Origin of the sequence: Streptomyces candidus, assembly GCF_014207445.1 — a bacterium.
Classification (GTDB): domain Bacteria; phylum Actinomycetota; class Actinomycetes; order Streptomycetales; family Streptomycetaceae; genus Streptomyces; species Streptomyces candidus.
This window is the reverse complement of sequence record NZ_JACHEM010000001.1, coordinates 464,440-486,054: the sequence shown is the minus strand read 5'-3', so window position 1 is coordinate 486,054 and position 21,615 is coordinate 464,440. Positions and strand designations below refer to the sequence as shown.

Here is a 21,615-nt window from a genome sequence, read left to right as displayed (position 1 = left end):
TCATACCCCGGTACCAGGCCCCCGCAGGCCCCGGCTACAACTCCGACAGCAGCTCCGCCTTCTTCGCGCCGAACTCCTCGTCGGTCACCAGCCCCGCCTCGTGCAGCTCCCCGAGGTGCCTGATCCGCTCCGCGATGTCCGCCGGGTCCCGCCGTCCCGCGCCGAGCGCGCCCATCCGGAGGGGCGCACCCGCCGGGACCGAGGGCGCCAGGCCCCGCTCGGAGACGCCCGCCGGCACCGTGCTGCGCACCGCGGCCAGCACCGCCGCCGCGAACGGCAGCGACTCGTGCACCGGCCCGTAGCCCAGCCCGAACACCACCGCGGCCGGGTCCTGGTCGGCCGGGCCGACGCTCCTGCCGTCCGCGTCGTCCCGCAACAGCATGCGCAGGTGCCCGTTGAAGACGTCGGGCGAGCGCCACTCGACCCCGCTCAGCGACGCGACGGGAAAGCTCTGGTCACCGACCTTCCACTTCGCCGACGACGCACCGGTCCAGAACCACCGGAAGGTCACCTGCGCACCGTCGAAGCCGGCCTTGCCGTCGTACGCCTTGAACTGGAGCGGCCCCTCGGGTGCCGCCACCAGGAACCGGTCCGCGGGCCCCGCGTCGCCGACGCGTGCGGCGGCGGCCCGTACCCGCTCCCGCAGCTCGTCCGCGTAGTACTCGGCGATCACCTCGCGTTCCGCCGGAAGCACCAGCCGGTAGGGGTCGCAGCCCTCCTTGAGCTGTCCGGCCGCCGCGTCCATCAGCGGATCGGCGCCCGGTCTCGGTACCGCGTGCAGCACCACCGTGCCGCGCTTGCCCTGAGTCAGCGTCACGTCGGCCAGCGCCTCGTGCGGGATGCGCCGCTCGCCGAGCGCGGACAGAAGTTTCGGCGTACGTATCCCCCGTTCGAAGCGGATGAGCACGGAGTCGCCGTCGAACTCCCAGGTGGCATGAATACCGGCCAGCACATCACCCATGCGGCTCATCGTATGCGGCGTCCGCCCGGACGTCGCCCCTCGGCGGCCACCCCGATTTGCCGCTCGCTTCGCGCCTCGGACACCTCACACATCCCCGTCCCCGCCCTGTTCGCCGATTCCGTCGCGGCAGGAGTTCCCGCCGCCCGCGCAGCTCAGCCCGTCGTACGCGCCGACGCCGATCCGCGCGAAGTTGCCGATGCTCTCCGTGCCCGGCACGAAGTAGCCGGTGTGGCCGACCGCGTCCGCCGCCGACAGCACCCGGGCCCCGAACTCCGCCGACACCGGGTCCGTGCCGTGCCCGAGCCCGCCGACCTCCAGGTACGGCACGTCCTGGATCCAGTCGTCCGCGTCGCGCATCGCCCACACCCGTGCCGTCGTGCCCAGTTCCGCCGCGGAGTCCGCCCGCATCCCCGGGCTGCCCGAAACGGCGATGTCGGTGACCCGCTCCGGCAACCGCCGTGCCGCGACCCCGCACACCACCGACCCGTAGCTGTGGCAGAACAACGCCACCGGCACGTCGGAGCCCTGTTCGGAGCCCGGCAGCGCGTGGGCCAGGGCGGTCAGCCGCCGTGCGCCCGCCTGTGCCGCGGCCCCCGCCATCGCGTCCATGCCGAGGCCGGTGGGCGCCGTGTAGTCGGCCCACGCGATGACGGCGACCGGCTTGCCGGGGGCCGCCGCGCGTTCTGCGGCGTACAGCGACTTGGCCATCCCCACCGGGGAGGAGTAACGCAGGTAGGACCGCTCGAAGTTGACGACGTTGGTGTCGACGCCGGGCACGACGACCGAGATCCGCGACGCCCGGTCCAGGTCGCCGAAGACCTCCGCGACCCGGCCGCCGCCGGCCGGGTCGAAGGCCAGCACCTGACGGTGCGGGCGCAGCAGCGCGGCGAACCGGTGCATGCGCCGGTCGGCGTCCTGGCGTCCGGCCCTGGAGACCTTCGGGTTCGCCATCCGGCGCAGTTCGGTCGCCTTCGACTGGGTCAGCGCCAGCCGGTTCGCCGCGAAACGCAAGCCCACGGGGGCGCCGTTGAGGTTGCCGACGACCAGCGGATACGCCTCCACGAGGCGGTTTCGCTGCGGTGCGGACAGCGCGTCGAAGAACCGGGCCACCCGCTGCGGCGGGCCCTGCGGGTCGGGGAGCCGGCGGCCGTCGAAGCGGTCGTGCTGCCAGGCCGCGAACGCCTCCTTGAGGGAGACGTCGGCGTCGTGCCCCTCACGGACGGCGGTCCAGCCGGTGGTCGCGAGCATCACGAACACCACGGCCAGGGCGAGCAGCGTCCGCCACGCGGTCAAGGAGGGGGAGGAGTCGAAGGAATTCACTGCGGGCCAACTTAAACGACCTGTCGCGGCCCGTGCATATTCCGTGACGCGGATCACGTTTGGATAAAGGTGCGAAGGTCAGGGCAGGTGTGGGGGACTCTGCCCCCGATCCGGCACACCACTGCCGCTCCCTGTCGTCCCGCCGTGATCCCCGTCGGGGCGCCGCCAGTTCCCGGCCAGCGCGGGGCCCAGTTGGTCCAGGCAGTGGACGGTCAGCTCGCGGATGGCGGGCAGGCTCGCGTCCTCGCGCTGACCCCACATCCGGCCGGTGAGCCGCATCACCCCGCCGAACGCCGCGACCGCGATCCGCGGCCGCGGGTCCTCGTCGACGTCGAGCCCCTCGCGTTCCGCGACGACGGCCGCCAGCGCGTCCTCCACCTCCGTGGAGCGGCGCAGGTGGACCGCGAGCAGTGCCGGGGTGGACTCGATCATCCGGTACGTCCGCATGTGCAGTTCCATCGGCACCACGGCCTCGATCGCCTCGCCCACCGAGTCCCAGGCCAGGATGACGGCGTTGCGCAGAGCGGTCAGCGGGCCCTCGTCGGCGGGCCGGGCGCGCACCGCGTCCAGGAAACGGGCCTCCGCCATCGACACCACGGTGAAGGCGACCTCCTCCTTGGAGGAGAAGTAGCGGAAGAAGGTGCGCTGCGAGACGTCGACGGCGTCCGCGATCTCGTCGACGGTCGTCCGCTCGTAGCCCTGCGTCGTGAACAGTTCGAGCGCGACCCGCAGCAGCGCGTTGCGGGTGCGCTGCTTCTTGCGCTCGCGCAGGCCGCGCACCCGGGGCTTTCCGGGGTCCGCCGCATCCCGCTGGTCCGCCATTCGTCTGGGCCCTGTTCCTCTGAGTTTCCCTGGTCCGGCCAGGGGTTTTTCCCGCTCAGCCTACCTGTGAGCCACGTGACAGTTACCGGCTTGTGAATTGGTTCGTCAAGTGTCAGCCACTGACACTAATCTGGAAACATGACTGCACAGACCACGCTCGACAAGGTGCCGCCGGGCCCGGACCCCGTACCGCAGAAGGCCGGGGGGCTTCGCGGCCACCCGTGGCTGACGCTCTTCGCCGTGGCGATCGGCGTGATGATGGTCGCCCTCGACGGCACGATCGTCGCCATCGCCAACCCCGCCATCCAGCACGACCTCCAGGCGACCCTCGCCGACGTCCAGTGGATCACCAACGGCTATCTGCTCGCGCTCGCCGTCGCGCTCATCACCGCGGGCAAGCTCGGCGACCGCTTCGGCCACCGGCAGACCTTCCTGATAGGCATCGCGGGCTTCGCCGTGTCCTCCGCCGCGATCGGCTTCTCCCAGGAGATCGGCCTGGTCATCGCCTTCCGCGTGCTCCAAGGGCTGTTCGGCGCACTGCTCATGCCGGCCGCGCTCGGCCTGCTGCGCGCCACGTTCTCCGCCGAGAAGCTCAACATGGCGATCGGCATCTGGGGCATGGTCATCGGCGCCTCCACCGCGGGCGGACCGATCGTCGGCGGCCTGCTCGTCGAGCACGTCTCCTGGCAGTCCGTCTTCTTCATCAACGTGCCCGTCGGCATCATCGCCCTGGTCTTCGGCCTGGTCGTCCTGCGCGACCACCGTGCCGAGAACGCCCCGCGCTCCTTCGACATCCCCGGCATCCTGCTGCTCTCGGGCGCGATGGGCGCACTCGTCTACGGACTCATCAAGGCGGGCGAGTCCTGGGGCTGGGGCGGTGTGAACACCTGGCTGTGCGTCGGCGGTTCCGTCGTCCTCTTCCTCCTGTTCGCGTTCTGGGAGACCAAGGCGAAGGAGCCGCTGCTCCCGCTGGCCATGTTCCGCTCCGTGCCGCTGTCCGCCGGAGTGGTGCTCATGGTGCTGATGGCGTTCGCGTTCATGGGCGGCCTGTTCTTCGTGACGTTCTACCTCCAGGGCGTGCACGGCCTCAGCCCGGTCGACAGCGGACTGCACCTGCTGCCGCTGACCGGCATGATGATCATCTCATCGCCTCTCGCGGGCCTGATGATCACCAAGTTCGGGCCGCGGGTACCGCTGGTCGGCGGCATGGTGTGCACCGCCACCGCCATGTTCGGGATGTCCCAGCTGGACGCGGGCACCGGCACCCTGACCATGTCCCTGTGGTTCGGGCTGCTCGGACTCGGCCTGGCGCCGGTCATGGTCGGCGCGACCGAGGTCATCGTCGGCAACGCGCCGCTGGAGCTGTCCGGCGTGGCCGGCGGCCTCCAGCAGGCGGGCATGCAGGTCGGCGGCGCGCTGGGAACGGCCGTGCTCGGCGCGGTGATGTCCTCGCGCGTCAACGCCGAGTTCGCGGGCAACTGGAAGGACGCCGGCATTCCGGCCCCGCCGTCGCCACAGCTGGAACAGGCCGCCGAGTTCGGCATGGTCCCCCAGGAACTGGCCAAGGCACCGGGCATGACGCCCGAAGGCTTCAAGGCGATCTCCGGCGTCATCCATGACACGTTCGTGTCGGGCATGGGCTTCGCCTTCACCGTCGCCGGAGGCGTCGCCGTGGTCGCCGCCCTCGTCGCCCTCTTCACCAAGCGCGGCGCGAACGCCGACGCGGCCGGCGGCGGCGTCCACATCTGAGGTACGGCACTGCGCCGTGCGCACCCTTGCGGAGGCGTCAACTCCGCGCCCCGACAGCCCCGCCGGAGCGGTTCCGGCGGGGCTGTCGCCTATCCGGGTGATCCGTGGCGGGGCCCCTTCCGCGCCCCCGTTTCCGCAGGTCACCGTGGGCGCATTCGAACCACGCGCTTTCGGGGGGACCTCATGAACACGATCCGTACGACCGCGCTCGCCGCCACCCTGGCGGTCACCGCGCTGCTGCCCCAGACCGCCGAACCCGCCACGGCCGCAGAACCGGCGGCGACCGGCGCCGCGGCTCCCGCTCCCGCCGGCGTCCAGCTCGGGGCCTGCGCCGTCGGAGAGTTCTGCCTCTGGCACAAGCCCGACTTCAAGGGCAAGCGGTACGCCCACGAGCTGGCCGGCACGGAGATCGAGTCCTGTGTGCCGCTGCCGCCCGGCGCCGACGCCCAGGCCCTCGCCAACCGCACCGGCCGCCCCGTCACCACTTACCAGTCGGCCCAGTGCGCGGAGACCGGCGAGTTCGACACCTATCCGGGCAGTGGCAGCTGGGTGCCCCGGTCCCCGTACAAGGTGCGGGCGTTCAAGGTGTGGGAGAGCTGACACCGGATCCGGAAGCCTGCCGGGGAACCGCCGGTTCCCCGGCGTGCAGCCGTCCGACCTCCGCCCGCAGCTCGCCGACCTCCCGGGTCAGCGCTTCGAGGAGCGCCGTCTGACGGCGCTCGTGGGCGTCGTCCCGCTCGAACCGGGAAATGAACCAGGCGGCGATGTTCGCGGTCACCACGCCGAGCAGGGCGATCCCCGACAGCATCAGCCCGACCGCGAGGACCCGCCCCAGACCGGTGGTGGGGGAGTGGTCCCCGTACCCGACCGTGGTCATCGTGGTGAAGGACCACCAGACCGCGTCACCCAGAGTCTTGATGTTCCCCTCCGGCGCGTCCCGCTCGACCTCCAGGACCGCCAGCGAACCGAACATAAGCAGCCCGACCACCGCGCCGCCCACATGGGCTGTCAGACCGATCTGCGAGGCCATCCGCGCCCGGTGCCCCGCCAGCAGCAGTGTCGACACCAGCCGCAGCAGCCGCAGCGGCCGGACCAGCGGCAGCAGCACGGCCAGCAGGTCCAGCGGATGGCTGCGGACGAAGAGCCACTTCGCGGGGGCCAGCACGAGCCGTACGAGGTAGTCCGCGGCGAAGACCGCCCACACCACCCACTCCGTCGCCGAGCAGGCCCGGTGCACCCCGGCGGGGGCGTCCGGCGCCACGATCGGCACGGCGTACGCGACGGCGAAGACGACGGCGAGGGCCAGCAGCGGGTTCTGGGTACGCCGCTCCCACCTGACTTGAGCGGTTTGCTGCTTCATGCCCGGCATCGTAGAGAACGCGCGGGGGCGGGGGGGGCCCCCGGGGGCCCCCCCGCCCCCGCTCACCACGTCATGCGGTTACGCGTCGCCGCCGGCCGCACCCGGGTCGGCCGCCGTCACGTCGAGCAGCCGGTAGCGGTCCACCGCCTGCTTCAACGCGGAACGGTCGATCTTCCCCTGCTTGGCCAGCTCGGAGAGCGTCGCCAGCACGATCGACTGGGCGTCGATGTGGAAAAAGCGACGGGCCGCGCCACGCGTGTCGGCGAAACCGAAGCCGTCCGCACCGAGCGAGGTGTACGCACCCGGCACCCAGCGCGAGATCTGGTCCGGAACCGCGCGCATCCAGTCGGAGACCGCCACGAACGGCCCCTCGGCGCCGTCGAGCTTCCGCGTCACGTACGGCACGCGGATCTCCTCCTCGGGGTGCAGGAGGTTGTGCTCCTCGCACTCCACGGCGTCGCGACGCAGCTCGTTCCACGACGTCGCGGACCAGATGTCGGCCCTGACGTTCCACTCGTCGGCGAGGATCTGCTGCGCCTCGACCGCCCACGGCACCGCGACACCGGACGCCATGAGCTGCGCCGGGATCTCGCCCTTCTCGCCGGTGCTGTACCGGTAGATGCCCTTGAGGATGCCCTCGGCGTCCACGTTCTCGGGCTCGGCCGGGTGCTGGATCGGCTCGTTGTAGACGGTCAGGTAGTAGAAGATGTCCTCGGCGTTCTCGCCGTACATCCGCTTCAGGCCGTCCTGGACGATGTGCGCGATCTCGTACCCGAAGGCCGGGTCGTAGGACACGCAGCCCGGGTTGGTGGACGCGAGCAGCTGCGAGTGGCCGTCCGCGTGCTGGAGGCCCTCACCGGTCAGCGTCGTACGGCCGGCGGTCGCACCCAGTACGAAACCGCGCGAGAGCTGGTCGGCCATCTGCCAGAACTGGTCACCGGTGCGCTGGAAACCGAACATCGAGTAGAAGACGTACACCGGGATCAGCGGCTCGCCGTGCGTCGCGTACGCCGAACCCGCGGCGATCAGCGAGGCCGTGCAGCCCGCTTCGGAGATGCCGTCGTGCAGCATCTGTCCGGTCGGCGACTCCTTGTAGGCGAGCAGCAGTTCGCGGTCCACGGACTCGTACTGCTGGCCGAGCGGGTTGTAGATCTTCGCGCTCGGGAAGAACGCGTCCATGCCGAAGGTGCGGTACTCGTCGGGCGCGATCAGCACGAAACGCTTGCCGATCTCCTTGTCCCGCATGAGGTCCTTGAGGACGCGCACGAACGCCATGGTCGTGGCGATCGACTGCGTGCCGGAACCCTTCTTCGCGGCCGCGTACGTCTTCTCCCCGGGCAGCGGCAGAGGCTTGGCGCGCACCACCCGGCTCGGTACGTAACCGCCCAGGCTCTTGCGGCGGTCGTGCATGTACTGGATCTCTTCCGAGTCGCGGCCCGGGTGGTAGTACGGCGGCGCGCCGCTCTCCAGCTCCTTGTCGGCGATCGGGATGTGCAGCCGGTCGCGGAAGCGCTTGAGGTCGTCCGCGGTCAGCTTCTTCATCTGGTGCGTGGCGTTGCGGCCCTCGAAGTTCGGCCCCAGCGTCCAGCCCTTGACCGTCTGCGCGAGGATCACGGTCGGCTGGCCCTTGTGCGCCTTGGCCGCCGCGTACGCCGCGTACACCTTCTTGTGGTCGTGGCCGCCGCGTCCCAGGTGCAGGATCTGCTCGTCCGACATGTCCTTGACCATGTCGCGCAGCCGCTGGTCCCCACCGAAGAAGTGCTCGCGGATGTACGCGCCGGTCTCGGTGGCGTACGTCTGGAACTGGCCGTCCGGGGTCGTGTTGAGCTTGTTGACCAGGATGCCGGTGCGGTCCTGTGCGAGCAGCGGGTCCCAGGAGCGGTCCCAGACCAGCTTGATGACGTTCCAGCCGGCGCCGCGGAACTGCGACTCCAGCTCCTGGATGACCTTGCCGTTGCCGCGTACCGGGCCGTCGAGGCGCTGCAGGTTGCAGTTGACGACGAAGGTCAGGTTGTCCAGACCCTCGCGCGCGGCGATGGACAGCTGGCCGAGCGACTCGGGCTCGTCCATCTCGCCGTCGCCCAGGTACGCCCACACGTGCGACTTGGAGGTGTCGGCGATGCCGCGCGCCTCCATGTACCGGTTCATCCGGGCCTGGTAGATGGCGCCGAGGGGGCCCAGTCCCATCGAGACGGTCGGGAACTCCCAGAAGTCCGGCATCAGCCGCGGGTGCGGGTACGAGGACAGACCGTCGGGGAACTTCGACTTCTCCTGGCGGAACGCGTCGAGCTGCGCCTCGGTCAGCCGGTCCAGCAGGAACGCGCGGGCGTAGATGCCCGGCGAGGCGTGCCCCTGGAAGAAGATCTGGTCGCCGCCGTCGCCGTCGTCCTTGCCGCGGAAGAAGTGGTTGAAGCCCACGTCGTACAGCGAGGCGGAGGAGGCGAAGGTGGCGATGTGGCCGCCGACGCCGATGCCGGGACGCTGGGCCCGGGAGACCATCACGGCTGCGTTCCAGCGGGTCGCGTTGAGGACCTTGCGCTCGATCTCCTCGTCGCCCGGGAAGAACGGCTCGTCCTTGGTCGCGATCGTGTTGACGTAGTCCGTGCTGCGCATCTCGGGCACGGCCACGCGCTTCTCGCGGGCGCGCTCGATCAGTCGGAGCATCAGGTAGCGGGCGCGTTCGCGGCCCCGCTCGTCGACGGCCGCATCAAGCGAGTCGAGCCATTCCTGGGTCTCCTCGGGATCGAAATCCGGGACCTGGCTCGGCAGGCCGCCAATGATGATCGGGTTGCGATCGGATCCGGAAGCCACGCTGTTCCTTCACTCGTAGGGAAATGACCACACATGCGGGTGCCAGTGAGGAGGCGCCAGTGGGGGTCACTGAGCTGTCACTGTCTGGGTGTCGCGCCGCTGTCCATCGTGTACCCAGGGGACGTAAACGTCATCTCTACCGTGGGGTAACCACAGGGCGGGCCGACCCCCGGCCGGTGCCCGTGCAGGTGGCATCGGCCAAATCGCAACCTTACGCCCAACCCGTTCATGTGTTTCGTAAGACCGTTGGCCTCCGATTGGCGCACTGAAGCCACAAAACATCAGGAAACGTACGTAATGGTGTGGGATGAATCACTGTGCCCGCCTGGGGGCCCGTCAGGAGTTGCGGTGCGGGTGCCCCATCCGTCACCGTTTCGGCGGTCCGGGCGGCCGGGTACTTGCGCGATCGGTCCCGCCCGTGTGGACTACGGCCAATGCCGCGCACGCGCGCGGCTCAGGCACATCGCTGAAAAAGCACTTCCCGAAAAAAGATCAGGAGGCAATCCGTGAGCGCGACCGCGGACCACGCGGAGGAGCGGACCAACCCTGCCGCGAGGCTGGGTTTCCAGCCCGAGCAGGTGGTCCAGGAGATCGGCTTCGACGACGATGTCGATCAGGAGCTCCGCGACGCCATCGAGGAGATCATCGGCGGCGAACTCGTCGACGAGGACTACGACGACGTGGCTGACGCCGTCGTCCTGTGGTTCAGGGACGAGGACGGCGACCTGACGGACGCGTTGGTGGATGCCACGCAGCTCGTCGACGACGGTGGCACCGTCTGGCTGATGACCCCCAAGACCGGCCGTGACGGCTATGTCGAACCGAGCGACATCAACGAAGCCGCACAGACCGCCGGTCTCTCGCAGACCAAGAGCATCAACGCGGGCAAGGACTGGACGGGCAGCCGCCTGGTCACCCCGAAGGCGGCGAAGTCCGGCAAGCGCTAGCAGCCGGAACGACCTCATGAGCAGCTACGAAGGGCCCCCTCCGGCGCAGACCGGCGGGGGCCCTTTGCGTAGGCTCGTTGCGAACGGTCCCCACGGCGAGGAAGCGGCGGCACGCATGACGATCGAGGCGGAAACGGGCACGGCTGCCGAGGTGGGCTCCGTCGCCCCGGACTTCGCGCTCAAGGACAACCACGGCCGCACCGTGCGCCTGTCCGACCTGCGGGGCGAGCGGCACGTGGTGCTGGTCTTCTACCCCTTCGCCTTCACCGGGGTCTGCACCGACGAGCTGCGGGCCCTGCGCGAGGCCTCGCAGACCTTCGTCAACGAGGACGTCCAGCTCCTCGCCGTCTCCTGCGACTCCATGCACACCCTGCGCGTCTTCGCCGAGCAGGAGGACCTGGAGTACCCGCTGCTGTCCGACTTCTGGCCGCACGGCAACGTCGCACGGGCCTACGGCGTCTTCGACTCCGACAAGGGCTGCGCGGTGCGCGGCACCTTCGTCATCGACAAGGACGGCGTCGTCCGCTGGGCGGTCGTCAACGCCCTGCCCGACGCCCGTGACCCCGACGCGTACGTCAGGGCCCTCGCCGCGCTCTGACCCGGCGGCGGTCCGCACGCCGCTGCGCCCGGAACCGGTAAGTCGGGACCTAAGTCCTGCCGGATCAGGGAACCGGTCACTAGGATCGACACGTTGATCCGATACCAGCTGCAGTACGGGGCAGGGCCTCCCTGAGCCCCTCGACACCATTGGAGGACTCGTGGGAGTCAGCCTCAGCAAGGGCGGAAACGTCTCGCTGTCCAAGGCCGCGCCGAACCTGACGGCCGTCATCGTCGGTCTGGGCTGGGACGCGCGCACCACCACCGGCGGCGACTTCGACCTCGACGCCAGCGCGCTGCTCACCAACGACGCCGGCAAGGTCGCCAACGACTCGAACTTCGTCTTCTTCAACAACCTCAAGAGCCCCGACGGCTCCGTCGAGCACACCGGTGACAACCTCACCGGTGAGGGCGAGGGAGACGACGAGGTCATCAAGGTGAACCTGGCGGGCGTACCCGCCGATGTCGCCAAGATCGTCTTCCCGGTCTCGATCTACGAGGCCGAGTCCCGCCAGCAGAGCTTCGGCCAGGTCCGCAACGCGTACATCCGCGTCGTGAACCAGGCGGACGGCAACGAGCTGGCCCGCTACGACCTCAGCGAGGACGCCTCGACCGAGACCGCCATGGTCTTCGGCGAGCTCTACCGCAACGGTGCGGAGTGGAAGTTCCGCGCCATCGGCCAGGGCTACGCCTCGGGCCTGCGCGGCATCGCCCAGGACTTCGGCGTCAACGTCTGAGCCGGGGCGGCACGCCTGCGAGCCAGTCACGCACCACCCGTCCGGCGCCGCACGTTCGTGCGGCGCCGGACGCGCCTATCCACAGCTTCACCGCGGGGAGGAAGAAAGAACATGGGCGTCACGCTCGCCAAGGGAGGCAATGTCTCCCTCTCCAAGGCCGCTCCGAACCTGACCCGGATCCTCGTCGGACTCGGCTGGGACGCACGTTCCACCACCGGGGCCGATTTCGACCTGGACGCCAGCGCACTGCTGTGCAAGGACGGCCGGGTGCTCGGCGACGAGTACTTCATCTTCTACAACAACCTCACCAGTCCGGAGGGCTCCGTCGAGCACACGGGCGACAACCTGACCGGCGAGGGCGACGGTGACGACGAGTCGCTGCTCATCGATCTCTCCAAGGTCCCGATGACCGTCGACAAGATCATTTTTCCGGTCTCGATTCATGACGCGGACAATCGTGGGCAGACGTTCGGCCAGGTCAGCAATGCCTTCATCCGTGTGGTGAACCAGGCGGACGGCAACGAGCTGGCCCGCTACGACCTCAGTGAGGACGCCTCCAGCGAGACCGCGATGATCTTCGGCGAGGTCTACCGGTACGGCGGCGAATGGAAGTTCCGTGCTGTGGGGCAGGGGTATGCGTCGGGCCTCCGAGGCATCGCTCTAGACTTCGGGGTCAACGTTTCGTAAAGCCCGCTACAAGACGATGGGGTAGTCAGTGGTCCTGAAAACCTTCGGCTGGTCGTTCGCAGTCACTGCGCTCGGCCTTGCCTTCGCCGCCTGGCAGTGGGGGTGGGAGGCGTTCGGGATCGTGTTGATCCTGTCCATCCTCGAAATCTCTCTGTCCTTCGACAATGCGGTTGTCAACGCCGGAATCCTCAAGAAGATGAATGCCTTCTGGCAGAAGATCTTCCTGACGATCGGCATCCTGATCGCCGTCTTCGGCATGCGGCTGGTGTTCCCCGTCGTCATCGTGGCGATCAGCGCCTCGGTCGGACCGATCGAAGCCGTCGAGCTGGCCATGGACCAGCCGGAGAGGTACGAGGCCCTGGTGACCGACGCGCACGCGTCGATCGCCGCCTTCGGTGGCATGTTCCTCCTGATGATCTTCCTCGACTTCATCTTCGAGGACCGTGACATCAAGTGGCTCGCCTGGCTGGAGCGTCCCCTCGCCAAGCTCGGCAAGGTCGACATGCTGTCGGTGTGCGTCGCGCTCATCGTGCTGCTCGGCGCCTCCCTCACGTTCGCCACCCAGGCACACACCAGCACCGGGCACGCGGACAAGACGTCCACCGTGCTGCTCGCGGGAGTGGCCGGTCTGATCACGTACCTGATCGTCGGCGGCCTCTCCGGCCACTTCGAGAACAAGCTGGAGGAGGACGAGGAGCGCGAGCACGAGCTGGAGGAGAAGGCCAAGAAGCAGGGCAAGCCGGTCTCCGCGGTCGGTCTGGCCGGCAAGGCGGCGTTCTTCCTCTTCCTGTACCTCGAAGTCCTCGACGCCTCGTTCTCGTTCGACGGAGTCATCGGCGCCTTCGCCATCACGAACCACATCTTCTGGATGGCGCTCGGCCTCGGTATCGGCGCCATGTACGTGCGTTCGCTGACGATCTACCTGGTCCGCGAGGGCACCCTCGACGACTACGTCTACCTGGAGCACGGTGCGCACTACGCGATCGGCGCCCTGGCGGCGATCCTGCTCATCACCATCCAGCACGAGATCCACGAGATCATCACCGGTTCCGTCGGTATCCTCCTGATCGCCGCGTCCTTCCTGACCTCGGTCCGCCGCAACAAGCGGATCGCGGCCGAGGAAGGCGCGGGCGGATCCAGTCCGGGGAAGCGGGACGAAGTCTCCTCCGGGGTGTGACACGCGGCAGTTTGAGGAACGCTTCTCCACGGGGCGGTCGCACGGGCCCAACGGCCCGCCGCGACCGCCCCGTCGGGGTGTCGAGGGGCATGGGGACACAGGGGTGGGGGTGGGTCGGATGACCTTCTGGGACAGGCTCAGGCAGGGTGTGCTGGGCGGCTTGCAGCCGAGCAGGTCCGCGCAGTTCGACTCGGGCAGCGCCGCGACCAACTCCATCGAGCTGACCAAGCGACATCCGGTGGTCTCGCTCAGCAAGCAGGGCGCCGACACCGGCAGCCTGCGGGTCAACCTCTCCTGGCGGATGCGCACCTCCGACATAGGCGGCCGGCAGAAGCACTCCGGCAGCCTGCTGGGCCGCCCCTTCAAGTTCTTCCAGCCCGAGACCGTCCAGGCACACACCCAGGGCGTCGTCAACGTCGACCTGGACCTCGGCTGCCTCTACGAGCTGCGGGACGGCACCAAGGGCGTCGTACAGCCCCTCGGCGGCTTCTTCGGCGACATGAACGACCCGCCGTACGTCAAGCTCAGCGGCGACGACCGGTTCGGCGCCCCCTCCGGCGAGACCGTCTTCATCAACCTCGACCACCGCGAACAGATCAAGCGGCTCCTGGTCTTCGTGTACATCTACGACCAGACCCCGGCCTTCGACCGGACGCAGGCCGTCGTCACGCTCTACCCCAGCAACGGGCCGCGCATCGAGATCGCCCTCGACGAACGTGCCCCGCAGGCCCGCTCCTGCGCCGTCTTCACCATCGAGAACACCAAGGACGGGCTGACCGTGCGGCGCGAGGTCAAGTTCGTCTACGGGTTCCAGGCCGAACTCGACCGACTGTACGGCTGGGGTCTGCAGTGGGGCCGCGGCTACAAGACGAAGGCCTGACCCGCCCTCGGCCCGGGGGCGGGCCGTCCGAGCGGCACGCAACCCCGCCCACGGGCGGGCCGACCGGCGCCCGGGGCCCGCGCGGCGACGGGAGCCGGGTCAGCCGCGGATGAACTGGGGGCCCATCGGGGGCAGCCGGAAGTTCGGGTCCGGGGCGTGGGCCGCCGCGGCGGCGGGCTGCGGGTAGCCGTACGCCGGCTGGGTGGACGCGGACTGCGGGTAGCCGTAGGCGGGCGGGGACTGCGGCCGGGGCGGCGCCGGGTGCGGATAACCGTAGGCCGGCTGGGCGGGGGAGGAGGCCGGGGGCGCCGCCTGGGTACCGGGCTCCGCGGTGGGACCCGGGGCAGCCTGGGTGGCCGCCCCCTCGGCGGGCCCGGTACGGGCGGGGCCGGCGCCCTCCGCCGCCTCGCTCTCGTCCACCGAGACGCCGAACTGGGTGGCCAGGCCGATCAGTCCGGTCGGATACCCCTGCCCCACCGCACGGAACTTCCAGCCCTCACCGCGCCGGTAGACCTCGCCGCAGATCACGGCCGTCTCCTCGCCCGTCTCCGGCTTCACGTCGAACACGGCGAGCGGCTCCGCTCCGGCGACGGTCGCGTCGTACAGCAGGATCCGCAGGTCCCGTACGTGCTCGAAGGTGGCGCCCTCGAAGGACTCCACGTCGAGCGAGGCCGCCACCACCACCCGGTCGACGGAGGCGTCGAGCGCCAGCGAGGACAGATCGGCCACGACGGTGTCGGTGTTGCCCTCGGGGATCCGCTTCTTGGACAGCTTGCGCACCAGGCCGGAGGGGTGGCGGACGTGGTTGTAGAAGACGAAGTCCTCGTCGGCGCGCACCCGCCCGTCCGGCCCGACCAGCAGGGCGGAGGCGTCCACGTCGGGGATGCCGGGGCCGGGGGTCCACCGGAGCACGGCCCGTACGGCCGTAGCGTCGAGGGGTACGTTCGCGCCCTTCAGCATCGCGTGCGTCATGCCGGTCATCCTGCCCCCCCGAGGCGTGCGGGGACAACGTGGGGGGGCGTGTCCCGTACCGTCGGGGGCATGGGTAGGACCGGGGCCGGACGCCGCGGGTTACCTGGAGTTCATGCGACAGGGGAACTACGGACACGTGGCCCTACGTACTATTACCGGCCACATGTCCACAGTCCACGCGCCAGCACAGGGGTACTCACATGCGTCATTTCGGGCATATTCCTGCCTCGGTGCGGAAGGACCTTTTCCATGTGGAGCCGCTCGTCTTTGACGCGGACTCCCCGGCGCGCACGCTCGCGGTGGCACTCGGCGCCACGCTGTACAGCCCGGCGACCCGGCCCTCGCTCGCCGCCGACGTACTCAAGCAGGCCGGGCGCGGCGTGGTCTCCATGGTGCTCTGCCTGGAGGATTCGATCGACGACACGGAGGTCGAGGGCGCCGAGGAGAATCTGGTGCGCCAGCTCACCGAGCTGGCGGCGTGCGGCCGCGAGACCCCGCTGCTGTTCGTCCGGGTACGTGAACCGGAACAGATGCCGGACCTCGTGCACAGGCTCGGCGACGCCGCCCGGCTGTTGTCCGGATTCGTACTTCCGAAGTTCACCGAGGAGCGTGGCGTCGCGTTCCTGGAGGCGCTGACGGCGGCCGAGGCGGCGGGCGGCAGACGGCTCTTCGCGATGCCCGTCCTGGAGTCCCCGGAACTCCTGCACTTGGAAACCCGGGCGGAGACCCTGCGCGGCATCGCCCGTACCGTCGACAAGTACCGCGACCGGGTGCTCGCGCTGCGCCTGGGCGTCACCGACTTCTGCTCCGCGTACGGACTGCGCCGGGCGCCCGACATGACGGCGTACGACGTCCAGATCGTCGCCTCGGTCATTGGCGACGTGGTGAACGTGCTCGGCCGTTCCGACGGCACCGGCTTCACCATCACCGGGCCGGTGTGGGAGTACTTCCGCGCCCAGGTGCGCATGTTCAAACCGCAGCTGCGCCGCAGCCCCTTCATGGAGGGGCAGGCCGAGGAACTGCGCACCGCGCTCATCGCGCACGACATGGACGGGCTGCTGCGCGAGATCGCCCTCGACCGGGCCAACGGACTGCTCGGCAAGACCTGCATCCACCCCTCGCACGTCCTGCCCGTGCACGCGCTGTCCGTGGTGAGCCACGAGGAGTACAGCGACGCCCGGGACATCCTGCGGCCGGACCGGGGCGGGGGCGGGGTGCTGCGCTCGGCGTACACCAACAAGATGAACGAGGTGAAGCCGCACCGGACGTGGGCGGAGCGCACCCTGCTGCGCGCCGAGACGTTCGGAGTGGCGCGCGAGGACACCGGCTTCGTGGAACTCCTGACCGCGGGTCTCTCGCGGCTCGCGGACTGACGCGGTACCCCGCCCGGACGCGATGACGGACCGGCCGATGAAACAGAGAAGAGAGAACAACGACGTGGTGTGGTCCGGTAGCTGGGTCGCGGAACGACTGGGTGTGGAACTGGTGGAGGGTGACGCCGCGGGCGGCGGCACGGGCGGTGTCCTGGCCGGCGGCGAGTCCCTGACCGACCTGCTGGGGCTGGCGCTGCGGCGCAACCCCAAGCGGGCGCACCTCCTCGTGTCGAACGTGCTCGGCAAGCACGTCCCCCAGCGGCCCTCCCTGGTGTACGGGGCCGGGTTCGAACTCGGGCGGCGGGTGCGCGAGCTGCTGGGTGACCGGGACGCCGCCCGTGCGGTCGTCCTCGGGTACGCCGAGACGGCGACGGGCCTCGGTCACTGCGTGGCCGACGGCCTCGCGGCGGCGCCCTACCTCCACTCCACCCGGCGGCCGGTCGAGGACGTCCCGGCCGCGGGCGGATTCGAGGAGTCCCACTCGCACGCCACCTCGCACCTGCTGCTGCCCGAGGACCCCGCGCTCCTGGCCTCGGACGGGCCGCTGGTCCTCGTCGACGACGAGTTCTCCACGGGGAACACCGTCCTGAACACCATCCGCGACCTGCACGCCCGCAATCCGCGCGAACGGTACGTCGTCGTCGCCCTCGTCGACATGCGCTCCCCGCAGGACCACGCCCGGCTCGCCGCCTTCGCCGACGCGATCGGCGCCCGCGTCGACCTCCTCGCCAGGGCCTCCGGCACGGTGCGACTGCCACAGAACGTCCTGGAGACGGGCCGGCAGCTGGTCGAGCAGGAGGAGACGCGACAGCGGCGCGCCACTTCGGCCGCCGGGGCCGGTGCCGTGACAGGGCTTTCCGGAGCCGGGGTCAAGGACGCCGAGGACGGGGCCGGTGCCGGGACCGGGGGCGCCGGGGCCGCCGAGGTCGTACGGGTGGAACTGGGCTGGCCCGCCGCGATTCCCGACGGCGGTCGGCACGGTTTCACCCCGGCGCACCGGACCGCGCTGGAGGACGCCCTGCCCGCCATGGCCGGCCGGGCCGCCGCCGCGCTGGGGGAGCTGCCCGAGGACGCGCGCGTACTGGTCCTCGGCTTCGAGGAGTTGATGTACGCGCCGCTGCGCCTCGCCCAGGAGCTGGAGAACCGCACCGGGGCACACGTCCGGTACTCCACCACGACCCGTTCGCCGGTACTCGCCGTCGACGACCCGGGCTACGCGATCCGTACCCGGCTCGTCTTCCCCGCCCACGACGACCCCGCCGACGGGCCCGGCGAGCGGTACGCCTACAACGTCGCCGGCGGCACGTCCGGTGCGGGCTTCGACGCCGTGCTCGTCGTCGTCGACTCCGTGGCCGACACGCCCTCGCTGCACGCCCCCGACGGCCTGCTGGCCCGCCTCGCCGCGCACACCGGCCGCGTCCTGCTCGCCGTCCTGCCCTCCTACGCCCCCGCACCTTCCCCTTCCTCCCTCCAGCCCTCCTCTTCCTCCCCGCCTTCCTCGTCGGCCCTGGAGCCCTCCGTGCCCGAACACCTCCCCGCGCCGCTCCCCGAGCCGCTCCGGGGCCCCGGCTTCTCCTCCTACGCACCCGATGACGTCGGCTGGCTGCTCCAGGACCTCTCGGACGTGACCCTGGAAGCACCCACGGAGGAGCGCGAGGAGGCGATCCAGGCCGGCGGCGCCCACTACGCGGAGTCGCTGCCGGTCGAGTACCAGCCGACGCCCGAGTACCAGGAGCTGTTCCGCACGGCACTGGACGAGTCGGCGGCACGGATCGCGCAGGCGGTCGGCGTCGTCACCGAAACCGTCCTCGCCGAGCGGTCCCCCCGCCCGGTCCTGGTCTCCCTCGCCCGCGCGGGCACCCCCGTCGGCGTCCTGATGCGCCGCTGGGCGCAGTACCGCCACGGCCTCGACCTGCCGCACTACGCGGTGTCCATCGTCCGGGGCCGCGGCATCGACGCGAACGCGCTGCGCTGGCTGGCGGCCCACCACGACCCGGCCGACGTCGTCTTCGTCGACGGCTGGACCGGCAAGGGCGCCATCACCCGCGAACTCGCCGACGCCGTCGCCGCGTTCCACCGGGCCGAAGGCGTCGACGCGCGCCACGGCTTCGACCCGGAGATCGCCGTCCTCGCCGACCCGGGGTCGTGTGTGCGCACCTACGGCACCCAGGAGGACTTCCTCATCCCCTCCGCCTGCCTCAACTCCACCGTCTCCGGCCTGATCTCGCGCACCGTGCTGCGCGCCGACCTGGTGGGCCCGCACGACTTCCACGGCGGAAAGTTCTACCGCGACCTCGTCGGCAACGACGTCTCCGCCCTCTTCCTCGACTCGGTCGCCGCCCGCTTCGAGGAGGTGGCCGACGCCGTCGACACCGAGGCCAAGGCACTCCAGGGACTGGACCGCACCCCCACCTGGGACGGCTGGGCCGCCGTGGAACGCATCAGCGAGGAGTACGGCATCCACGACGTCAACCTCGTCAAGCCCGGGGTGGGCGAGACCACCCGCGTCCTGCTGCGCCGCGTCCCCTGGAAGATCCTCGCCCGCCGCGGCGCCGACGCCGACCTGCGCCACGTACGGCTCCTCGCCGAGCAGCGCGGCGTCCCCGTCGAGGAGGTCGACCACCTGCCGTACACCTGCGTCGGCCTGATCCATCCCCGCTTCACCAGGGGCGCCACCGGTGCCGACGGCAAGACGGTCGGCACCAAGTGAGCAGCCCCGCACGCCCCTTCGCCGAGCCGGCCGGCCCGCGGGCCGCGCTCCACGACCGCACGCCCCCCGCCACTGCCGCCCCCGGGACCGCTCCGCGGCCCGCCCCCGACCCCAGGACAGCCCCGGTGCCTGCCCCCGCCCCCGTCCTCGTCGCCAGCGACCTCGACCGCACCCTGATCTACTCCTCCGCCGCGCTCGGCCTGCGCATGCCCGACGCCGAGGCCCCCCGCCTGCTGTGCGTAGAGGTGTACGACTCGAAGCCGCTCTCGTACGTCACCGAGACCGCCGCCGAGCTGCTCGTCCGGCTCGCGTCGGGAAGCCCGGACACCCTCTTCGTCCCCACCACGACCCGCACCCGCGAGCAGTACCACCGCATCCACCTGCCCGGTCCGGCACCGGAGTTCGCGATCTGCGCCAACGGCGGGCACCTCCTCGTCGACGGGGTCTCCGACCCGGACTGGCAGCGACAGGTGGCCCGCCGGCTCGCCGACGAGTGTGCCCCGCTCGCCGAGATCCGCGCCCACCTCGCCCGCAGTGCCGACCCCGCCTGGCTGCTGAAGGACAGGGTCGCCGAGGACCTCTTCGCCTACCTCGTCGTCGAGCGCGCCCTGCTCCCGGACGGCTGGGTCAAGGAACTCGCCGCCTGGGCCGCGCCACGCGGCTGGAACGTCTCCCTCCAGGGCCGCAAGATCTACGTCGTGCCCGACCCGCTCACCAAGAGCGCCGCCGTCCGCGAGGTCGCCCGCCGCACCGGTGCCGCACTCACTCTCGCCGCCGGTGACTCCCTCCTCGACGCGGACCTCCTGCTCGCCGCCGACCGGGGCTGGCGCCCCGGCCACGGCGAACTCGCCGACTCCGGCTGGAGTGCCCCACAGGTCACCGCCCTCGCCGAGAACGGGATCGCGGCGGGAGAGGAGATCCTGCGGCAGTTCATCCGCGCGTCCGCCCGGACGCGGGACACGACTGCCGGCGCTTCCTCTTGTTCTTGACGACGCGAGCCGCCACGAGGGCCGCCACGGCGAGCACCGCCACGGCCAGCACCACCTTCGAATACACGGAGACATAACCCGACACCTGCGCCCAGTTGTCCCCCAGCAGATATCCGGCCATCACGAACATGGTGTTCCACACCGCGCTGCCCAGCGTGGTGAGCCCCAGGAACACCGGCAGCGGCATCCGCTCGATGCCGGCCGGCACGGAGATGAAGCTGCGGAAGAGCGGAATCATCCGGCCGAAGAGCACCGCCTTCGTCCCGTGCCTGGCGAACCACGCCTCGGTCCGTTCGATGTCGGAGACCTTCACCAGCGGGATCTTCTCCGCTATCGCCACCGTCCTGTCACGCCCGAGCAGGGCGCCCACTCCGTACAGCGCGAGCGCACCGATCACCGAACCCGCCGTCGTCCACAACAGGGCGGCCCACAGGCTCATTTGCCCCGCCCCCGCCGAGAAGCCCGCCAGCGGCAGGATCACTTCGCTCGGCAGCGGCGGGAAGAGGTTCTCCAGGGCGATGGCGAGACCGGCGCCCGGAGCACCCATGGTGTCCATGAGGCTGTTGATCCACTGAGGTGCGCTGCCCGCGCTGGTTTCGATCATGCGTTCCACGCTAGAGGCCCGTCCCTGAACGCACACTGAAGAAGACCGCCGGAACGGGCGCGGTGCGCCGCGGTGCGCCGCGGGGGTTGCGGGGGTTGCGGGGGTTGTCGTCCGCTCCCCGTACGAGCGACACGCCAACACGGTCTGCAACAAGCCCGGTCCGGGCGAGAGCCATGGATAAGGTCGCCGGATGCTGGCCGTACTCGGGTATCTGGGGAGCAGCGCATGAGCAAGGGCAACACCACGAAGATCACCGACGAGCTGTACGCCTACGTCCTCGCGCACAACCCGCCGTTGGACGCGGTGCAGCGGGAGCTGATCAGGACGACCTGGGAGCGGTTCCCGGACTCCGCCATGATGCAGTCCGCCGAGGAACAGGGGCCGTTGCTGGCCTTCCTGGTGCGGCTGACCGGTGCGCGCCACATCGTCGAGGTCGGGACCTTCACCGGCTTCTCGGCCCTGTCGATGGCACAGGCACTGCCGCGGGACGGCAGGCTGATCGCCTGCGACGTGTCGGAGGAGTGGACGGCGTACGGCCGCGAGGCCTGGGCCCGGGCAGGGGTCGCGGACCGGATCGAACTGCGGATCGCGCCCGCGCGGGACACCCTGCGGGCGATGCCGGACGAGCCGCACATCGACCTCGCCTACCTCGACGCCGACAAGGTCAACTACATCGCTTACTGGGAGGAGTTGGTGCCCAGGCTGCGGCAGGGCGGATTGATCGTCAGCGACAACGTGCTGTACGGCGGTGCGGTCGTCGACCCGGACGCGACCGGGGGCGGGGCGGCCATCAAGGAGTTCAACGCGCACGTGGCGGCCGACAGGCGGATGGAGAGCGTGATGCTGCCGGTGTCGGACGGCATCACGCTCTCGCGCAAACGGTGAACGAGCGACGTCACGCTCTCGCCCGCACGGTGAA

The 21,615-nt window shown here is 70.4% G+C and carries 19 protein-coding genes; 12 read left to right on the top strand and 7 right to left on the bottom strand.

Translation table 11 applies throughout. The features are described from left to right. Window positions 1-34: 34 nt before the first annotated feature. The 3 genes from HNQ79_RS02125 to HNQ79_RS02115 form a co-directional block, all read right to left on the bottom strand. On the bottom strand, window positions 35-961 hold the full coding sequence (locus HNQ79_RS02125) for a DUF4429 domain-containing protein (RefSeq protein WP_185026157.1): 927 nt from the start codon (window positions 959-961) through the stop codon (window positions 35-37). 84 nt (window positions 962-1,045) lie between these two features. Next, window positions 1,046-2,281, bottom strand: a complete 1,236-nt coding sequence (locus HNQ79_RS02120; protein WP_185026155.1) for an alpha/beta hydrolase — start codon at window positions 2,279-2,281, stop codon at window positions 1,046-1,048. Between the two features lie 78 nt (window positions 2,282-2,359). Next, entirely contained in the window at window positions 2,360-3,103 is a 744-nt protein-coding gene (locus HNQ79_RS02115; RefSeq protein WP_185026153.1) for a TetR family transcriptional regulator, read from the bottom strand. Window positions 3,104-3,241: 138 nt separating this feature from the next. Here HNQ79_RS02115 and HNQ79_RS02110 point away from each other — a divergent pair, with 138 nt between their 5' ends. Together HNQ79_RS02110 and HNQ79_RS02105 are read left to right on the top strand one after the other, a co-directional pair. Further along, window positions 3,242-4,852 carry an MFS transporter gene (locus HNQ79_RS02110; RefSeq protein ID WP_185026151.1) on the top strand — a complete coding sequence of 537 codons (1,611 nt, stop codon included), beginning with the start codon at window positions 3,242-3,244 and terminating at the stop codon, window positions 4,850-4,852. A gap of 192 nt (window positions 4,853-5,044) precedes the next feature. Continuing rightward, window positions 5,045-5,452, top strand: coding sequence for a peptidase inhibitor family I36 protein (locus tag HNQ79_RS02105; RefSeq protein WP_229923181.1), 408 nt, complete (start codon window positions 5,045-5,047; stop codon window positions 5,450-5,452). On the opposite strand, the gene HNQ79_RS02100 is transcribed toward HNQ79_RS02105, so the two are convergent. Then, complete coding sequence (locus tag HNQ79_RS02100; protein WP_373312417.1) at window positions 5,433-6,212, bottom strand: potassium channel family protein; 780 nt, start codon at window positions 6,210-6,212, stop codon at window positions 5,433-5,435. The genes HNQ79_RS02105 and HNQ79_RS02100 overlap by 20 nt on opposite strands. A gap of 78 nt (window positions 6,213-6,290) precedes the next feature. Beyond that, window positions 6,291-9,023: a pyruvate dehydrogenase (acetyl-transferring), homodimeric type gene (aceE, locus tag HNQ79_RS02095; RefSeq protein ID WP_185026145.1), complete on the bottom strand. Its 2,733-nt coding sequence runs from the start codon at window positions 9,021-9,023 to the stop codon at window positions 6,291-6,293. Window positions 9,024-9,529: 506 nt separating this feature from the next. On the opposite strand from aceE, the gene HNQ79_RS02090 reads away from it, so the two are divergent. The 6 genes from HNQ79_RS02090 to HNQ79_RS02065 all read left to right on the top strand — a co-directional run bounded on the left by HNQ79_RS02090 (window position 9,530) and on the right by HNQ79_RS02065 (window position 14,048). Next, window positions 9,530-9,970, top strand: a complete 441-nt coding sequence (locus HNQ79_RS02090) for a DUF3052 domain-containing protein (RefSeq protein WP_185026143.1) — start codon at window positions 9,530-9,532, stop codon at window positions 9,968-9,970. Window positions 9,971-10,085: 115 nt separating this feature from the next. Continuing rightward, window positions 10,086-10,568, top strand: coding sequence for a peroxiredoxin (locus tag HNQ79_RS02085; protein WP_185026141.1), 483 nt, complete (start codon window positions 10,086-10,088; stop codon window positions 10,566-10,568). Between the two features lie 160 nt (window positions 10,569-10,728). Then, the gene (locus tag HNQ79_RS02080) at window positions 10,729-11,304 is read left to right on the top strand and encodes a TerD family protein (RefSeq protein ID WP_185026139.1); all 576 of its coding nucleotides are present in this window, start codon (window positions 10,729-10,731) and stop codon (window positions 11,302-11,304) included. A gap of 111 nt (window positions 11,305-11,415) precedes the next feature. Continuing rightward, complete coding sequence (locus tag HNQ79_RS02075) at window positions 11,416-11,991, top strand: TerD family protein (RefSeq protein ID WP_185026137.1); 576 nt, start codon at window positions 11,416-11,418, stop codon at window positions 11,989-11,991. 28 nt (window positions 11,992-12,019) lie between these two features. Beyond that, on the top strand, window positions 12,020-13,168 hold the full coding sequence (locus HNQ79_RS02070) for a DUF475 domain-containing protein (protein WP_185026135.1): 1,149 nt from the start codon (window positions 12,020-12,022) through the stop codon (window positions 13,166-13,168). Window positions 13,169-13,286: 118 nt separating this feature from the next. Continuing rightward, window positions 13,287-14,048, top strand: coding sequence for a TerD family protein (locus HNQ79_RS02065; protein WP_185026133.1), 762 nt, complete (start codon window positions 13,287-13,289; stop codon window positions 14,046-14,048). A 99-nt stretch (window positions 14,049-14,147) separates the two neighbouring features. On the opposite strand, the gene HNQ79_RS02060 is transcribed toward HNQ79_RS02065, so the two are convergent. Then, window positions 14,148-15,029: a TerD family protein gene (locus tag HNQ79_RS02060; protein WP_185026131.1), complete on the bottom strand. Its 882-nt coding sequence runs from the start codon at window positions 15,027-15,029 to the stop codon at window positions 14,148-14,150. Between the two features lie 191 nt (window positions 15,030-15,220). Between HNQ79_RS02060 and HNQ79_RS02055 the strand changes: the two genes are divergently transcribed. The 3 genes from HNQ79_RS02055 (at window position 15,221) to HNQ79_RS02045 (ending at window position 20,092) form a co-directional block, all read left to right on the top strand. Further along, complete coding sequence (locus tag HNQ79_RS02055; RefSeq protein ID WP_185026129.1) at window positions 15,221-16,393, top strand: HpcH/HpaI aldolase/citrate lyase family protein; 1,173 nt, start codon at window positions 15,221-15,223, stop codon at window positions 16,391-16,393. Between the two features lie 37 nt (window positions 16,394-16,430). Beyond that, window positions 16,431-19,103 (top strand): phosphoribosyltransferase, encoded by a 2,673-nt coding sequence (locus HNQ79_RS02050; protein WP_229923144.1) that lies wholly within the window; start codon window positions 16,431-16,433, stop codon window positions 19,101-19,103. Between the two features lie 125 nt (window positions 19,104-19,228). After that, the gene (locus HNQ79_RS02045) at window positions 19,229-20,092 is read left to right on the top strand and encodes an HAD family hydrolase (RefSeq protein WP_185026125.1); all 864 of its coding nucleotides are present in this window, start codon (window positions 19,229-19,231) and stop codon (window positions 20,090-20,092) included. Here HNQ79_RS02045 and HNQ79_RS02040 read toward each other — a convergent pair. Further along, entirely contained in the window at window positions 20,034-20,696 is a 663-nt protein-coding gene (locus HNQ79_RS02040; RefSeq protein ID WP_185026123.1) for a DedA family protein, read from the bottom strand. The two genes, HNQ79_RS02045 and HNQ79_RS02040, sit on opposite strands and share 59 nt — an antisense overlap. Before the next feature lie 225 nt (window positions 20,697-20,921). Here HNQ79_RS02040 and HNQ79_RS02035 point away from each other — a divergent pair, with 225 nt between their 5' ends. After that, the gene (locus tag HNQ79_RS02035; RefSeq protein ID WP_185026121.1) at window positions 20,922-21,581 is read left to right on the top strand and encodes an O-methyltransferase; all 660 of its coding nucleotides are present in this window, start codon (window positions 20,922-20,924) and stop codon (window positions 21,579-21,581) included. Window positions 21,582-21,615 lie beyond the last annotated feature (34 nt).

Coding starts and splice junctions, on each gene's coding strand:
- HNQ79_RS02125 (WP_185026157.1), bottom strand. CDS start 961: ATGGGTGATGTGCTGGCCGGTATTCATGCCACCTGGGAGTTCGACGGC.
- HNQ79_RS02115 (WP_185026153.1), bottom strand. CDS start 3,103: ATGGCGGACCAGCGGGATGCGGCGGACCCCGGAAAGCCCCGGGTGCGC.
- HNQ79_RS02110 (WP_185026151.1), top strand. CDS start 3,242: ATGACTGCACAGACCACGCTCGACAAGGTGCCGCCGGGCCCGGACCCC.
- HNQ79_RS02100 (WP_373312417.1), bottom strand. CDS start 6,212: ATGAAGCAGCAAACCGCTCAAGTCAGGTGGGAGCGGCGTACCCAGAAC.
- HNQ79_RS02085 (WP_185026141.1), top strand. CDS start 10,086: ATGACGATCGAGGCGGAAACGGGCACGGCTGCCGAGGTGGGCTCCGTC.
- HNQ79_RS02075 (WP_185026137.1), top strand. CDS start 11,416: ATGGGCGTCACGCTCGCCAAGGGAGGCAATGTCTCCCTCTCCAAGGCC.
- HNQ79_RS02065 (WP_185026133.1), top strand. CDS start 13,287: ATGACCTTCTGGGACAGGCTCAGGCAGGGTGTGCTGGGCGGCTTGCAG.
- HNQ79_RS02060 (WP_185026131.1), bottom strand. CDS start 15,029: ATGACCGGCATGACGCACGCGATGCTGAAGGGCGCGAACGTACCCCTC.
- HNQ79_RS02055 (WP_185026129.1), top strand. CDS start 15,221: ATGCGTCATTTCGGGCATATTCCTGCCTCGGTGCGGAAGGACCTTTTC.
- HNQ79_RS02050 (WP_229923144.1), top strand. CDS start 16,431: ATGAAACAGAGAAGAGAGAACAACGACGTGGTGTGGTCCGGTAGCTGG.
- HNQ79_RS02040 (WP_185026123.1), bottom strand. CDS start 20,696: ATGATCGAAACCAGCGCGGGCAGCGCACCTCAGTGGATCAACAGCCTC.
- HNQ79_RS02035 (WP_185026121.1), top strand. CDS start 20,922: ATGAGCAAGGGCAACACCACGAAGATCACCGACGAGCTGTACGCCTAC.